Annotated in this window: 11 protein-coding genes and 1 CRISPR repeat array; of the genes, 5 read left to right on the top strand and 6 right to left on the bottom strand. The window is 54.3% G+C overall.

From position 1 onward, the window contains the following. Nucleotides 1–68: 68 nt before the first annotated feature. From trxB to infA, 5 genes are all read left to right on the top strand, one after another. Nucleotides 69–1,037, top strand: a complete 969-nt coding sequence (gene trxB / locus K2184_RS12140) for a thioredoxin-disulfide reductase (protein ID WP_004100637.1) — start codon at nucleotides 69–71, stop codon at nucleotides 1,035–1,037. 114 nt (nucleotides 1,038–1,151) lie between these two features. Next, entirely contained in the window at nucleotides 1,152–2,918 is a 1,767-nt protein-coding gene (cydD, locus tag K2184_RS12135) for a heme ABC transporter permease/ATP-binding protein CydD (protein WP_163525138.1), read from the top strand. After that, nucleotides 2,919–4,640, top strand: a complete 1,722-nt coding sequence (cydC, locus tag K2184_RS12130; RefSeq protein ID WP_004111859.1) for a heme ABC transporter ATP-binding protein/permease CydC — start codon at nucleotides 2,919–2,921, stop codon at nucleotides 4,638–4,640. It begins immediately after the preceding gene. A gap of 38 nt (nucleotides 4,641–4,678) precedes the next feature. Further along, entirely contained in the window at nucleotides 4,679–5,383 is a 705-nt protein-coding gene (gene aat / locus K2184_RS12125; RefSeq protein WP_004100631.1) for a leucyl/phenylalanyl-tRNA--protein transferase, read from the top strand. A gap of 279 nt (nucleotides 5,384–5,662) precedes the next feature. Further along, complete coding sequence (gene infA / locus K2184_RS12120) at nucleotides 5,663–5,881, top strand: translation initiation factor IF-1 (protein ID WP_002211347.1); 219 nt, start codon at nucleotides 5,663–5,665, stop codon at nucleotides 5,879–5,881. A 129-nt stretch (nucleotides 5,882–6,010) separates the two neighbouring features. Next, nucleotides 6,011–6,759: a CRISPR direct-repeat array (repeat unit 28 nt; unit sequence TTTCTAAGCTGCCTGTACGGCAGTGAAC). 216 nt (nucleotides 6,760–6,975) lie between these two features. Here the strand turns inward: infA and cas6f are convergent. Genes cas6f through cas1f form a run of 6 tightly spaced genes read right to left on the bottom strand, consistent with a single transcriptional unit; the run spans nucleotide 6,976 to nucleotide 15,034 of the window. Further along, entirely contained in the window at nucleotides 6,976–7,530 is a 555-nt protein-coding gene (gene cas6f, locus K2184_RS12115; RefSeq protein WP_163525140.1) for a type I-F CRISPR-associated endoribonuclease Cas6/Csy4, read from the bottom strand. 9 nt (nucleotides 7,531–7,539) lie between these two features. Further along, entirely contained in the window at nucleotides 7,540–8,541 is a 1,002-nt protein-coding gene (gene csy3, locus K2184_RS12110) for a type I-F CRISPR-associated protein Csy3 (protein WP_023320641.1), read from the bottom strand. A 10-nt stretch (nucleotides 8,542–8,551) separates the two neighbouring features. Beyond that, the gene (gene csy2 / locus K2184_RS12105; RefSeq protein WP_049591101.1) at nucleotides 8,552–9,487 is read right to left on the bottom strand and encodes a type I-F CRISPR-associated protein Csy2; all 936 of its coding nucleotides are present in this window, start codon (nucleotides 9,485–9,487) and stop codon (nucleotides 8,552–8,554) included. Then, nucleotides 9,484–10,797, bottom strand: coding sequence for a type I-F CRISPR-associated protein Csy1 (csy1, locus tag K2184_RS12100; protein ID WP_105889986.1), 1,314 nt, complete (start codon nucleotides 10,795–10,797; stop codon nucleotides 9,484–9,486). Before csy1 ends, csy2 begins: the two co-directional genes overlap by 4 nt. A 17-nt stretch (nucleotides 10,798–10,814) precedes the next feature. Next, nucleotides 10,815–14,054, bottom strand: a complete 3,240-nt coding sequence (gene cas3f, locus K2184_RS12095; protein WP_163525142.1) for a type I-F CRISPR-associated helicase Cas3f — start codon at nucleotides 14,052–14,054, stop codon at nucleotides 10,815–10,817. Continuing rightward, the gene (gene cas1f / locus K2184_RS12090) at nucleotides 14,051–15,034 is read right to left on the bottom strand and encodes a type I-F CRISPR-associated endonuclease Cas1f (protein ID WP_163525144.1); all 984 of its coding nucleotides are present in this window, start codon (nucleotides 15,032–15,034) and stop codon (nucleotides 14,051–14,053) included. Before cas1f ends, cas3f begins: the two co-directional genes overlap by 4 nt. Nucleotides 15,035–15,099 lie beyond the last annotated feature (65 nt).

Genomic DNA, 15,099 nt, shown 5'->3' with positions numbered 1-15,099 from the left:
GCTCTTTTTTTACGTCCACAAATTCCCTACAATCCAGCGCATGTATGCTAATAAATTACGAGGATCTCATGGGCACGGCCAAACACAGTAAACTGCTTATTCTTGGTTCTGGACCTGCGGGATATACCGCTGCGGTCTACGCAGCGCGCGCAAATCTGCAGCCGGTACTGATTACCGGAATGGAAAAAGGCGGCCAGCTGACCACCACCACGGAAGTGGAAAACTGGCCAGGCGATCCTAACGATCTGACCGGACCGCTGCTGATGGAGCGCATGCACGAACATGCCACCAAGTTTGAGACCGAAATTATTTTCGATCATATTAACAGCGTCGATCTACAAAACCGTCCGTTCCGCCTGACTGGCGACAGCGGTGAATACACCTGTGACGCCCTGATTATCGCCACCGGCGCATCAGCGCGTTATCTGGGGCTTCCATCAGAAGAGGCATTTAAAGGCCGCGGCGTTTCTGCCTGCGCCACCTGCGACGGTTTCTTCTATCGTAACCAGAAAGTTGCCGTCATCGGCGGCGGCAATACGGCTGTTGAAGAGGCGCTGTATCTGTCCAACATCGCTTCCGAAGTCCATCTGATCCACCGTCGTGACGGCTTCCGCGCGGAAAAAATCCTCATCAAACGCCTGATGGATAAAGTGGAAAGCGGCAACATCGTGCTGCATACCAACCGCACCCTCGAAGAAGTAACCGGCGATCAGATGGGCGTGAGCGGCCTGCGCTTGCGCGATACGCAGAATGCTGACAATGTTGAATCCCTGGACGTTGCCGGGCTGTTCGTTGCTATCGGGCATAGCCCGAACACGGCGATTTTTGCCGGTCAACTTGAGCTGGAAAACGGCTACATTAAAGTTCAGTCCGGTATCCACGGCAACGCCACCCAGACCAGCATTCCTGGTGTCTTCGCTGCGGGTGACGTGATGGACCATATCTATCGTCAGGCGATTACCTCTGCCGGAACAGGCTGTATGGCTGCGCTGGATGCAGAGCGTTATCTGGATGGTTTAGCCGACGCTTGCAAATAATCTTTACAAGTCAGTAACAAAGGTAAAGAAGGCGACGAAAAGTCGCCTTTATTTTTGCCCCGTTGTAACATTGCCGTGCCCAAAAAACTCATAACTACACCTGCTAAGCGCGCAATGAATAAAACCCGTCAACAAGAGTTAACCCGTTGGTTAAAAGATCAAAGCATTATCTCCCGTCGCTGGTTGATGATTTCCCGTCTCCTGGGCGTCGTTAGCGGCCTGCTCATCGTTGCTCAGGCCTGGTTCCTGGCGCGGATCCTTCATCGCATGATTATGGAAAATATTCCCGCCACGGCGCTGCTGCTGCCTTTTGTGTTACTGGTGCTGGTCTTTGTGCTGCGCGCCTGGGTTGTCTGGCTGCGTGAAAGAGTGGGTTTTCAGGCGGGCCAGCATATCCGCGTTGAGATTCGCCGCCAGGTTCTGGATCGCTTACAGCAGGCGGGGCCGGCATGGATACAGGGGAAACCCGCAGGCAGCTGGGCCACGCTGATCCTTGAGCAGATCGACGATATGCATGACTACTATGCTCGCTATTTACCGCAGATGACGCTGGCGGCCAGCATTCCCTTACTGATCGTCATCACTATTTTCCCCATCAACTGGGCCGCAGCGCTGATTCTGTTGGGCACAGCGCCGCTTATTCCTCTGTTTATGGCGCTGGTTGGCATGGGAGCGGCCGATGCCAACCGACGTAACTTTCTCGCTCTGGCGCGCTTAAGCGGCCATTTTCTCGACCGCCTGCGCGGTATGGAGACGCTGAGAATTTTTCATCGCGGTCAAGCAGAGACGGATAACATACGCGAGGCTTCTCAGGATTTCCGTCAGCGAACAATGGAAGTGCTGCGTCTGGCGTTTCTCTCCTCCGGCGTGCTGGAATTTTTCACCTCGCTCTCGATTGCGCTGGTAGCCGTTTACTTTGGCTTTTCCTATCTGGGAGAGCTCAACTTTGGCCACTACGGCGCCGGAGTGACGTTGATGGCCGGTTTCCTCGCGCTGATTCTGGCCCCCGAGTTTTTCCAGCCGCTGCGCGATTTAGGCACCTTTTATCATGCGAAAGCGCAGGCTATTGGCGCCGCAGATAGCCTGAAGACCTTTATGGAAACGCCGCTGGCGCAGCCAGAACGTGGGGAAAAAGTATTAAGCGATAATGAAATGATTAGCATCGAAGCCCGCAACCTGCTGATCAAATCCCCTGAGGGTAAAGTGCTGGCCGGGCCGCTGAATTTTTCCCTACGCGCTGGCGAGCGCGTGGTACTGGTTGGGCAAAGCGGCTCCGGCAAAAGCTCGCTATTGAATACGCTAACAGGTTTTCTTCCCTTCGAGGGCTCGCTCAAGGTCAATGGCGTTGAGTTAAAGAGTCTGGATGCTGACCGCTGGCGCCGTCTCCTGTGCTGGGTAGGGCAAAATCCGCAGCTGCCGGCGGTAACGCTGCGTGACAACGTCCTGCTGTCCTGCCCTGATGCCACCGAAGCACAGCTACAGCTTGCGCTGGATAAAGCGTGGGTCAGCGAGTTCCTCTCCCTTCTGCCGCAGGGTATTAACACGCCTGTCGGCGATCAGGCCGGTCGCCTGTCGGTCGGGCAGGCTCAGCGTGTCGCCGTCGCGCGGGCGCTGTTGGTACCCTGCCGCCTGCTGCTGCTGGACGAACCCGCAGCCAGCCTGGATGCCCATAGTGAGCAGCGCGTGATGCAGGCGCTGACCAATGCATCAACGCAGCAAACCACGCTAATGGTTACCCACCAGCTGGAAGGCCTTGCGAACTGGGATGCAATCTGGGTGATGCAGGATGGTCAAATTGTTGAACAAGGCAGTTATTCGCAACTGGCGACCGCAGGCGGCCCTTTTGCAACCCTGCTTGCTCATCGTCAGGAGGAGATTTAAATGCGCGCATTATGGCCTTACCTGGCGCTGTACAAACGACACAAATGGCTGCTGCTGCTCGGTATCGTGCTGGCGATCGTTACGCTGCTGGCCAGCATTGGCTTATTAACGTTATCCGGCTGGTTCCTGTCGGCATCGGCCGTTGTTGGCGTAGCGGGCATCTACAGCTTTAACTATATGCTGCCAGCCGCGGGCGTACGCGGCGCGGCGATCATTCGCACCGCTGGCCGTTATTTTGAGCGTCTGGTCAGCCATGACGCAACCTTTCGCGTCCTGCAGCATCTGCGGGTATTTACCTTCAGCAAACTGCTACCGCTCTCCCCCGCCGGGCTGGCGCGTTTTCGTCAGGGTGAACTGCTTAACCGGGTGGTTGCAGATGTCGATACCCTGGATCATCTCTATCTGCGCGTCATATCGCCGCTGGTAGGCGCGCTGGTGGTAATTCTCGTCGTCACCGTGGGGCTGAGCGTACTGGACGTTACTCTGGCTCTGACCCTGGGCGGGATTATGCTACTTACCCTGCTGGTGATGCCGCCGCTGTTCTATCGCGCCGGTAAGCCCGCCGGTGAAAGCATGACTCATTTCCGCGGGCAGTATCGCCAGCAGTTGACCTCATGGCTGCAGGGGCAGGCGGAGCTGATGCTGTTCAACGCCAGCGATCGTTACCGGCAGCAAATGGAAAAAACCGAAGCGCATTGGCTGGATGCGCAGCGTCGCCAGGCGGAACTGACGGCCCTCTCCCAGGCGCTGATGCTGCTGATTGGCGGAGTGGCGGTTATTACTATGCTGTGGCTCGCCTCAGCAGGCGTTGGCGGCGATACTCAACCGGGCGCGCTGATCGCGTTGTTTGTCTTCTGCGCGCTGGCGGCGTTTGAAGCGCTGGCGCCGGTAACCGGCGCATTTCAGCATCTGGGGCAGGTGATCGCTTCCGCAAAGCGCATCACGCAAATTACCGAACAAGAGCCGGAAGTCGCCTTCACTCAGGGCGAAAGCCAAAAGCTGGATCGCGTTTCGTTGAGCTTAAATCAGGTTACCTTCAGCTATCCGCAGCAGCCCTCCCCTGCGCTGGAGAAAATATCATTGCAGATCGAGGCCGGAGAGCATATCGCCATCCTGGGACGAACAGGCTGCGGTAAATCGACGCTGTTACAGCTGCTGACCCGTGCCTGGGATCCTGCGGAGGGAGAGATATTACTCAATGATCAGCCGCTGACGCAGCTTAACGAAGCGACGTTGCGCCAGGCGATGAGCGTCGTGCCGCAGCGCGTACATCTGTTCAGCGCGACCCTGCGCGACAACCTGCTGCTGGCTTCTCCGGGGGCCAGCGATGCCCGGCTTGCAGAAACGCTTGAACGCGTCGGTTTAGCCAGGTTGCTGGAAGATAGCGGCCTGAATAGCTGGCTGGGAGAAGGTGGTCGTCAGCTTTCCGGCGGCGAGTTGCGCAGGCTGGCTATCGCTCGCGCCCTGCTTCACGATGCGCCGCTGATGCTGCTGGACGAACCTACTGAAGGCCTTGATGCGACGACCGAAAGCCAAATACTTGATTTACTTGCTGAAGTTATGCGTGAAAAAACCGTGCTGATGGTAACTCATCGTCTGCGCGGGCTGGCGCGGTTTAATCAGATAATAGTCATGGACAACGGAAAGATTATTGAGCAAGGTAGTCACGCAGAATTGCTGGCTGAACAGGGGCGTTACTACCAGTTTAAGCAGCGTCTGTAGGCTACTATTGAATCATTGCCTGATGCGTTGAGGTAAAAATGCGGCTGGTTCAGCTCTCTCATCATTCCATCGCCTTCCCCTCCCCGGAAGGCGCTTTGCGCGAACCTAATGGTCTGTTAGCGCTGGGCGGCGATCTTAGCCCGGCGCGGTTACTGATGGCCTATCAGCGCGGTATTTTTCCATGGTTTTCGCCCGGTGACCCAATTCTCTGGTGGTCCCCCGACCCGCGAGCGGTACTGTGGCCGGAGAAATTCCATCTCAGCCGCAGTATGAAGCGTTTTCATCAGCGCTCCCCGTATCGCGTAACGTTGAATCACGCCTTCGGTCAGGTTATTGAAGGCTGCGCCGATCATCGTGATGAGGGAACATGGATAACGCAGGGTATTGTTCAGGCATACCATCAGCTACATGAGCTGGGGCACGCTCATTCTGTTGAAGTGTGGCAGGAAGAGGAATTAGTGGGTGGCATGTACGGCGTTGCACAGGGGGCGCTGTTTTGCGGAGAATCAATGTTCAGCCGAGCCGAGAATGCCTCCAAAACCGCACTACTGGTCTTTAGCCAGGCGTTTATGCACGATGGTGGAAAATTAATCGATTGCCAGGTGCTAAACAAGCATACGGCTTCGTTGGGCGCAGTGGAAATTCCTCGCCGCGATTATCTCGACTATCTCTCCGTACTGCGGACGTATCGTCTGCCGGAGCGGTTCTGGGTGCCAAGGGTGCTATTTGCAGGAGAAGCATAAATGTTTTCAGCACATTTTTTGTCGGGATGTTATAATTGCGCGGTAGAGTAGCTTCTGCCCGTTGCCCCGCCGCCGTTTGGGAATAATAAGAGTCAGATAACGCCCATCGTTCTGTCACTCCCCCTTTACGTTTGCGCCTGTCGCCCGGTTTATCCGCGTGAATTACGGGCAATGCGCCAAAACTACTTCGGCGATTTGACGTAAAACTTTACATACTTGCTGAACTTCGGCATTATCTTGCCGGTTCAAAACTACGGTAGTGATACCCCAGAGGACTAGATGGCCAAAGAAGACAATATTGAAATGCAGGGCACCGTACTTGATACGCTGCCTAACACTATGTTCCGCGTAGAACTGGAAAACGGTCACGTGGTAACTGCGCATATTTCCGGTAAAATGCGTAAAAACTACATCCGCATTCTGACGGGCGACAAAGTGACTGTTGAGCTGACCCCGTACGACCTGAGCAAAGGCCGCATTGTCTTCCGTAGTCGCTGATCGTTTTCGCGCTTAACGCGCCAGATGCTGAAGGCCGGGATAATTCCCGGTCTTTTCATTTCTTTTATTCTCACGCCGCTTCCCTCTTCGGCTTTGACGGCCCTGTCTCTGCGCCCGTAACCGCCACGATCACTAAGCTGCCTGTACGGCAGTGAACAAACAGCAGAAGCAACAGCGCCAGGAAGAGCATTTATAAGCTGCCTGTACGGCAGAGAATGAAAGCTGCGGCCGGTATGCCGTGGTATCGGATTTCTAAGCTGCCTGTACGACAGTGAACTCGCCAACGCCCGCGGTAATTTCCTAGGCTGTCTTTCTAAGCTGCCTGTACGGCAGTGAACTGATGCTCTTGATGCTTCCGTTCGCGCTGGCATTTCTAAGCTGCCTGTACGGCAGTGAACAAGACGTTCGTTCGGCAGTAGCAGCGTTGCCGTTTCTAAGCTGCCTGTACGGCAGTGAACGGATGGGCTAACGAGGTTCGCATGCTTCGCCATTTCTAAGCTGCCTGTACGGCAGTGAACGCTTTGGGTAATCTGACCTGTTCCGTGTAACTTTTCTAAGCTGCCTGTACGGCAGTGAACTTCAGTTATCAGCAGTCTCGGACGCTGGATCTTTTCTAAGCTGCCTGTACGGCAGTGAACAGCGGGTTGCTGTAATCGATATGGATACCCAGTTTCTAAGCTGCCTGTACGGCAGTGAACGACCCGCTTCGGCGGGTTTTTTCGTTTCTGGATTTCTAAGCTGCCTGTACGGCAGTGAACGCTGTGTCCCCCCTGGCCTTAGGTCTCGTTGTTTTCTAAGCTGCCTGTACGGCAGTGAACCCCCAAGGCGGGACATGGAGAACCGGGCATAATTTCTAAGCTGCCTGTACGGCAGTGAACTGAAGCCTAACCACTACAACCATCTGATAAAAAAGCCAAAAAACGCCTTCCCCTCTTCACAACCCTTTTTCTGACCTTTATAAAATCACTGTCTAAAATCAATAAGATAGAGATTCATCATAAAAAAGGGTTTTAATTAGCGATTGAAAAATCGGCGCGAAAGACCGCGCCGGTTATGGTTTGTTTTAGCACTCGTCAAAAACTCTCACCAACATGCTAAAACCAGGGGATAGTCGCGATATGGCTCAGCCCATAGCTATTGAATGTTCCCGCGACGCGCTGCGCCAGCAGCTCACCGTGACAAATAAATAGCGGAAACTTCTGCCCATTTGAGAGGCTTTTCATATTCAACCAGGGGAGCGCTGTTGACTCTCCCCGCATGCTAAGCAATCGCTCATTTGCTTCATCCTGCGTCAGCAAGCCTTTTCTCATCGAGCGGCGCATCAGACGCTCGGGGCTGCTTTTTACCTGTACCCGACTGACGCAACGCCATCCTTGTATTTCCCCTACCGGCATTATCTGCCCACTCTGACAATAATCATTCAGCCCTTTACGCCAGAGCGTTTTTTCCAGCGCGCACAGTGTAGATTCATCACCATGTAAACGTAATAATGGCCCCGGCTTGATGGAAAACTCAGGAAAACTGACGCCAATATCCCCCTTGCCTCTGGCTCCTAAAGCGCGGTGTAGTTTGGCAAACAGTGCGGCCATAAGCATCTCTTCGCTAAATTCCGGGTCAGGCAGAACGCGAATATCCAGGAAATAGTCCATGGCAGCCCCTTATTCGCTTTTCTCACCGAATACACCACCCCGGATAAGAACCGCCATGACATAATGCTGCTGTTCGACGTCTGGCTTAATGCCTTTCGTCACCCAGCTATCCAGCAGAGTATAAAAATCCATCTTGTCCTTCGGCTGACGACAGGCCATACCGCGGCTGGTTACCGAGCCGTACGGCTCTACCGCAATCGCCCCCAGCTCATCGACTTTTGGATGCCAGGTATCGATAGTGCGCAGCGCATTGCCGATCTTCTGCGAGTGGATCCCGGCAATGCCCGCGACCTGATACAGCACGCGACTTTTACTACTGTTGCTATCCAGTACCAGCTCCTGTGACGGAAAGACCTCCTGCCCGGCGCCCAAACGTACCTGCGCCTCAACCGTTAGCATCACCCACGCCTGGCCACATAGCCCCTGTTCGATCAGCGCCGCAAGGGAGGCTATTTCCTCATCGTCCTGAGAGAATTCACGTAATGAATAATCGTGGCCATTGAATACCCACGCCTGCCCCTGCGCGCTCACGCTAACCTGAATCTGCTCAGCGCCAATGCGGTTGCGCCATAGAAAACGCCCATTTGCGAGGTTAGCCGCATAGCGACGAGCCAGTTCGGCAAAACCGTGCTCGCTGATATAACCTTCGATCGTCTGCTGAATCGCATTCTGATAGGCCATATCATTACAGACCGATGGCGTCGCTAAGTTCCCCAGCACCCGCAGGGTGAATACGACTTTTAAGGTGTCGGCATCAGCGGGCAACGCCGCCGTGTCCACTCGTTGCAGATTCGCTTTTTGGATCTCGGCATCCAGCTTTGTTGCATCGCTGGCGATGGCATTTTTAAGCCGGTTCGAGATAGTTCCACGTACCGCTTTTTCCTTAATTTCGATCGGTTGCCAGCTATCGCCCAGCCAGTTCCCCGCATACATCATCGCATCGGAGGTGGCGAGCTTGCGTTCAAATGCCAGTACGGAAGCCGTTTTTACAGATACAGGAGCCTTTGCCATCGTTATGTCCTTATTCTAAATCGTCATCTTCGTTAAATATAAAATCATCATCAGCAACAGGCATTGCAGAACAGTAGTAGCCTGTATCGCTCGTGCGGTAGCGCCAGATAAGCGGCTCAAGGTCAGCTATACGATGTAACCCGCGCCATTCTCCAACGCCATAAACGGCCTCGGTAAAGGCGAACGGCGTTGTGGTATCGCGAACGTTGGCCACTTCTCCCGGCTGGTATAGACGGGAAATACGTTGATATCCGCACATCAGCGGCACCAGATACCCCGGCTTCGGTTTCGGCTGATACTCCCAGCTCACGCTATCCTCCGGTTCCTGCTGAACGGGCTGATATTTGATCGCCGCAAAGTCAAGCCACGCATCCAGTAAGCTGCTTTCCGGCCTCCGCTGCTGCAGCTGGCGATAGTGCTCCATCAACCACTCGCTGCGATCGCAGAGAGCAAAACCTGGCATCAGACGCCAGAGGATCTTACGCAGCGTTCTTTCATCATCAGGCGCATTAAATATCTGTGGCTCGCGCATCATCACGATACTTCCGCCCGCCAGTTTGTGGCTCTGGCAGAGCGTAAGCAGAGACGAACAGAGCGCCGCTTTGCCATATTCGCCATTGATGATTTCGCCCTGGCATTCAACAAGCAAAGAGACGGTAAGATGCATTCGCCCCTCTTCGTTAAAGGCAGCGGTTTTACCTTCTTTGGTCAGCGGATTACGAGTCAGCGCAAATTGATAGTCGCGCCCGGAGGAATAGGCCTGAATGTGGTGTTCATGATTAATCACCGCGCAGCCGGTGAAAGAGACGCCAAATTCGCTCACCCTGCGGGAAAGCGCATGAACATACCCTAAAAAGTGGGTAATAGCGGGGAATCCCCAGGTTAATCCTGCTACCGCATTTGCGTTTTCGATGCGAATATGGGGCAATAAAAGCAGATAGCTCATTTCAGCGCCTCCTGCACAATAGCTTCCATTTCCCGCATCCGTTGACTAAACAGACGCTGAGTTTGCCACTCACGGCGCTCGGCGATCCCCACATCGAGACGCGCTTTATTCAGGCGATAGTTCAGCCAGCGCGCGAAGTCATCCGCGACGCTTCGTTGCCAGTCGCCTTTTTCACGCTCAGAGCGGAATGTCTCGTCTGTTTTGCTACGCCAGGGATCGAGCCAAAGCTGCTGGTGGAGAGGTAAATCCGGGCTGTTAAGCGTCCATCCCTGCCACGCTTCCTGCTGGTACGTCGCTGCATGAAGAAATAGCAAATCAATCAGTTCATCAACATAACCCGCCCGAGCATTGCGGATATGGCGATTATTGTTATCAGTCTTCTCTTTAAGCAGAGAAACCATCCGGGAAACAGTGTCGGTTGCCGCTCGGTTAAAATCGCCGCGTAGTGCAAAGAGACTAGTCAGATTTTGCGGCGCCTTATCGAGCATTGTCCATTTTGGCGGCTGCGACGGCAGCAGCCAGACCCGCCCACCGCGCGAGCTGTTTAACGCCGAAATATTCTGCGGTTTAGTGCCGCCAAAATGCATTTCGGCAATATTCGGATAGCGCACATCGGGCTGCGCATGCCATTTGCCCGCCCGGCGAGCTTCACGCGCGGCTTTTGCTTGTTCGCCAAATCGTGCTGCCACCATTTTTTCATGCATCGCCTGCGCCAGCGAGGTGGCAAATAGCGGAGATAGCAGGTGATAGCCGCCATCGACTGGAAAGTAAATCTGTTTGGCAAGCTTATGCGAGGCGGGTTGAGCAGGCGTTAACGCATGAGAGAATCCTTCCATCCACAGTGCCAGCTGGGCGTCGTTTTCAGCAAAGCCCATCAGCGGACTACGATCGCCGCGTTTCAGGCAGGCCAGCAGCGAATCGCCGCCCACTTCGGTTTGCAGCAGTTTTGCCACGTCCAGAGCAGCCGCGTTGCCCACCGCATCCGCCGCCACGTTAGCCAGCACAGCTGTACTTAAATAACCCTCATCGCCCACCGTTTCGCGGTAAATGCTGCTGCTTTTTGAGTCACCGTGGGTAAACTTCGCCGCATGAGTGACAAGGCTGATTTGCCCAGCACGTCTTGCCGCATCCGTCAGCCAGTTGCGCGGCTGATACTTCACTTCAAGCTCCTGACGCTCCTGCGCGATAGCGCCGGCATCCTCGCCTTGAGCCAGCCGTTTCGCCGCCTCTTTTTCAAAGGCGTCTAATTTGGGCTGCTTTCGTGAAGCGATGTAGTCGATGATGAAGTGAGTCAGTGCTTCGGTTGTCATAGCTGCTCCTGACATTGTTAATAAATCTCCCTGTAAACACCCAGCCACGGGTGATAACTCCAGTCGCTGGTTGCATCCTCCTGACTATTTTCCGGCACCCGAATTTCGCCAAACAATGCGCCAACGCAGTCGATTTCAATTCCCTGCGCCTCTGCCTGCGCCAGCATCGCTTGCTGGTAATCCACTGTCCCCCAGCAGGTGACACCGTCGGCAAACTTCAGCAACTGCAACTTAAAATTGCCTGAGGGTTTGACGCTTCCGTCCTCAGCATAAAAAGCAAAGCAGGGCTCGCTATCTTCATCATTCATATGAAGGAAATAGGATTTCTCAGGCTGCGACTGGCGGAACGGCGTTTTACGCTGCATCCAGCCGCTCCAGCTAAGCGAGCGCCGCCACCAGTCCGCAGCAATCAACCGCTTGCTCTTACTGCTAAGTAATTCCTTATGAAGCCGCGCATGCTCCAGCGCAGCCAGCTTATTGTCGCCCTTAGCTGGCAAAATCCGCGGTAGCGCATTGATGGTCTGGTAATCCTGCAGCGGCAGTAGATTAAGCAAGTCGTGGTCGGATAAAAGATTGTCGCGATCTTCAAACCCGGGTTTGCAAAAGACCGGGGATAGTTTTCGTAACGCCCGAATATTATGGCTGAGGATCGCCAGGTTCTCGCTCTCGGGAAGCTGCCGACGATGGCGCTGGATACGGCCTGCAAACTGAATGATGGAGCGCATTGAGCTGGGTTCAATAATGCCCCAGCTGGCATCCCAGTCACGTCCGACCTCCATGACGGAGGTACCGAGCACGACGAAAAGATGATGCTTTTCCGGACGACTGCGCAACGCTTTTTCAATATCCGGATGCTGCCAGAGCCTGGCGGGCTGATGACGCATAAATGCTTGATCCAGTCTCGCTTCAATGGCTGACCGAACCATCAGCGGATGTCGACTGTGATAAACGCAGTAATGAATGCAGACGTCTTGCGGAGAGGATATCGCGAATAGCGCTTTCGCTACGGCGACCAGCGGATCGATATTGGCAAATCTCACCAACCCCATCGACACGGTTTTACCGTTGCTGTGCGGTTCGTTATGCGCCTGATGCAATGGCAGCATTTGCGTATGAACGGTTTGCGCAACCCGGCTAATCACATCTTCTACTGTACCAGGCTCCGAAGATAGGGAAGCGATACGGCCAAAATGCAGCCTGGGTTTCTCCGCCAGCATTTTTGCTCGCCGCTCAATAAACAGATTGTGCGCCTGACGGAAAGAGAGACCGTCAGCAATCTGTTCTGCGCGGGCGCCTTTCTCATCAAACCAGGCGCAACAAATATTGACGGGCCTGTCGCTGACCCCACATGACGCCTGCCATATTTTTCGCCCGGCCAGATAAGCGGCAAATAGCGCCTGGATAAGATCGGGCGGAAGCGTCGCGGATGAGAGCAGAACGCGGCTTCCCAGCATCCCGGCCCAGTTCACCAGGCGGCATACCGCATGAAGATCGTTGATATCAAAGTCGTCCGGCTCATCCAGCACCAGATCGCTGGTAAGCAGACGCAGCATGGCCGGTAGCTGCTTTCCACCACGTACACCCTCCGTGGCCGGGATCAGATGGTCAATGGTGGCAACCAGCACAGGCGAGCTGACCAGAGCAGAAAGCTTTGCATCCCCGCGTAACCATTTTTCCAGAATCCCTGCCTGGGTACTGCCCGCATAATGAACATAGTGCAGCTCCTCAGATAAACTCCCCTCAGAGGTACTGCCGCGGTCAGGCTCCTCTCTCTTCGTCGATTGCCATAATTCCTTCACCGCCCTCGAACCAACGAGCACCGCCAGGTCATCGTCATCCAGCTTCAGACGGCTGCGCAACGCGTCTCCCGTCTGCAATGTCAACGTCCGCAAGCCAAGGGCAATGGTAAAGCGACAGCCTTCCTGTTGATCTGCAAGCGCGTACATCACTCGCGCATTGGCAAAGGTTTTACCACAGCCGGTTGAAGCCATATTGACGCCAAAAAAACCGTTTTCCCTGCTCCGTTCACGTAGTGCGGAAGTTACGTCCCACGCTTTATTTTGCCAGTGAAAAAGCGGGTTTGCGGCCCGCTCACGAAACCCTTTATGTCGCGCAATCGCCGGTAGCGATGAACGAACGCGCATCAGCTGTCGGCCCAAAAGCAGCGCATGATGCGCTACGCCGCAGAGATGTTCATCCACTCGCTGTTTCAGCGCCCCGCTGCTGCGATCGCCGTTGGCCCACTGGCGATACTCCGGATCCTGCCATCCGGGCTGCGGATTGCTGGCGGAATAAAAATGATCGGCCAGCATCAGGCAAAAACGCGCCATATGTAGCGTAAATGGCTGGTCCATCTGGCCCCACTGGTTTAAAGCCGCGCTATTTCGGGCACGCCGGGTTATCTGCCGCGCCTTTTCTCGCCAGGTCATACTTTGCAGCGGCGTTCCCTGGGGGAAGGTCCAGACCTTATGAAAATCCGTATCCCGCCAGCTTTCATTTCTGTGATTTAGCGAATTCCAGCTGGCGTTAAGCTGAGTTTCCAGCCAGCTCTCACAATGATTGAGCAACGGTTCATTATCGCCATCCAAATTATCAGGCAGGCGGTGATGTGAAAGGATGAGCCAGGCAACGGCCCTGGCAAGCGGGGGAAGTGTGAGGAAAGGGCTATTGGAAAATCGCGGGTTGTCTTTAAGCAATCTGCCCAGCAGCTCAGTTTCATCAACTGGCGAAAGCGCTCCGAGCTTTGCCAGCCACCCATCGTCATCTTGATCGCCGACAAAGGCCTGAAACAGGCGAACCGAAATCCATTCATGCCGGTAAGGCTGATAAGTCTTTGGACTTTTCCCGGACAGGCTTTCCTGAAAGCCGCGGCCCGCTTTACCGAAATCATGAAAAAGTCCGGCAATCGCGGCCAGCAAAGCGATACTTTCACCACATTGCCAACGCAAACCTTCATCAGAAACCCATACCGAACGCGTGGTACGGTGAGTCGGCACTTTGCCTTGCGCATTAAAGCGGCGTGGATTTCCGACTATCCACATTAGCTCGGACTGCCCGCTCTTTTTTAGCCAGTGGCAGGCAACTGCCGTATTGCGACGAGCGGACTTGCGTAACAATTTGCGCAGTGTTGCCAGCCCTTCCATCGTTATGGTGGTTTGCCAGGCGCTGGTTCCAATCCGCTCAGCAAACCGATCGATAATGCGACAACTCTCTTCTCTGGCTTTTTTTGTGCATTGCGAAACGATCAGCACGTTCATTCTGCGCTCCCGCCCACTGCGGCAGCGGTTTCCTTAAGGGCGGCAATCATTAAATCGAGGGCATCTGACTGCTGGAAATGATTAATGCAGGCGTGTCTGAAATCTCTCTCATCATCCCCCTGCATGGCGGAGATAAATGCCTGAGGCATAATTAACGCATCTTTTATTAAATCGGCAAGGTCAAAGACCAGCCCTCCGCGCCGGGTTTTACCATGCATTACTGCCAGGCCGTGAGGAATGCCGGTAACCCACGCTGCCACCGCGGCAAGCCCGTATGCCAGATAGTTTCCCTGATCCAGAAAGCGATTTGCCAGATCCAGCCCTCCGCCACGCTTTGCTCGTTTAAAATCCCCATAACCGGAGGTCTGCGCGGCAAGTTTGTATAGCGCTTTGGTGAGCTGTGCTTCCTGAAGCATCAGCGCGGTATGGCTATCCGCCTCCGCCATACCTGAACGCGCACGTTCCGTTAATCCCAGCAGCTTTTCTTTATTGACTGGAAATAGCGACTCGCGCTGCATTCGGCTGCCGAGCCAGTGTTTTTCCAGTTGCGCGAGGCGAATATTCTGGAAACATTTCGCCGCTTCCAACCGCTTAATCTCCGTAAACCAGAATGAAACCCACCGCTGTAAGTACTCAGTTGGTCGATATTCGCTTTGCGGGGACAGCCAGGAAACGTCAATATCGACTTCATTAGCGGCATAAAGAGGCGTGCCATCCGTACCGCAAAAACCGACCATTACGCCCGCTCGGGCAAACTCACGCATTGCAGCCTGGCTAACGGAGGTTCCCATTCCCAACATAATAGCCGTTGTATTTGCTATTGGGATATTCCAGTAGAATGACTCTTTTCCCTCGCTCGTAACATATTCCACGCGGCCGCCGTTGACCTGAACCCGACACTTTTCCAGATAATAAATATTGGCGCGCTTCGAATGGAGAATCGTTTTTAAATCCGACGGGGCAATATAGTTCGCGGGCATAGTCACATCCTGTGGCTCAGTGTCGATAGCTGTTTATAAAAACAGTATATTAGAGGTAATACGTT

The sequence above is a fragment of the Klebsiella sp. K5-306 genome (assembly GCF_051835185.1).
GTDB lineage: Bacteria > Pseudomonadota > Gammaproteobacteria > Enterobacterales > Enterobacteriaceae > Klebsiella > Klebsiella oxytoca.
The sequence above is the reverse complement of the archived record's forward strand: the minus strand, read 5'-3'. Positions and strand labels throughout refer to the sequence as shown.

Bases quoted from the DNA above. Each gene is read 5' to 3' on its own strand.
- csy2 (WP_049591101.1), bottom strand. From the start codon at position 9,487: ATGAGCTATCTGCTTTTATTGCCCCATATTCGCATCGAAAACGCAAAT.
- csy3 (WP_023320641.1), bottom strand. From the start codon at position 8,541: ATGGCAAAGGCTCCTGTATCTGTAAAAACGGCTTCCGTACTGGCATTT.
- cydD (WP_163525138.1), top strand. From the start codon at position 1,152: ATGAATAAAACCCGTCAACAAGAGTTAACCCGTTGGTTAAAAGATCAA.
- trxB (WP_004100637.1), top strand. From the start codon at position 69: ATGGGCACGGCCAAACACAGTAAACTGCTTATTCTTGGTTCTGGACCT.
- infA (WP_002211347.1), top strand. From the start codon at position 5,663: ATGGCCAAAGAAGACAATATTGAAATGCAGGGCACCGTACTTGATACG.
- cydC (WP_004111859.1), top strand. From the start codon at position 2,919: ATGCGCGCATTATGGCCTTACCTGGCGCTGTACAAACGACACAAATGG.
- csy1 (WP_105889986.1), bottom strand. From the start codon at position 10,797: ATGACAACCGAAGCACTGACTCACTTCATCATCGACTACATCGCTTCA.
- aat (WP_004100631.1), top strand. From the start codon at position 4,679: ATGCGGCTGGTTCAGCTCTCTCATCATTCCATCGCCTTCCCCTCCCCG.
- cas3f (WP_163525142.1), bottom strand. From the start codon at position 14,054: ATGAACGTGCTGATCGTTTCGCAATGCACAAAAAAAGCCAGAGAAGAG.
- cas6f (WP_163525140.1), bottom strand. From the start codon at position 7,530: ATGGACTATTTCCTGGATATTCGCGTTCTGCCTGACCCGGAATTTAGC.
- cas1f (WP_163525144.1), bottom strand. From the start codon at position 15,034: ATGCCCGCGAACTATATTGCCCCGTCGGATTTAAAAACGATTCTCCAT.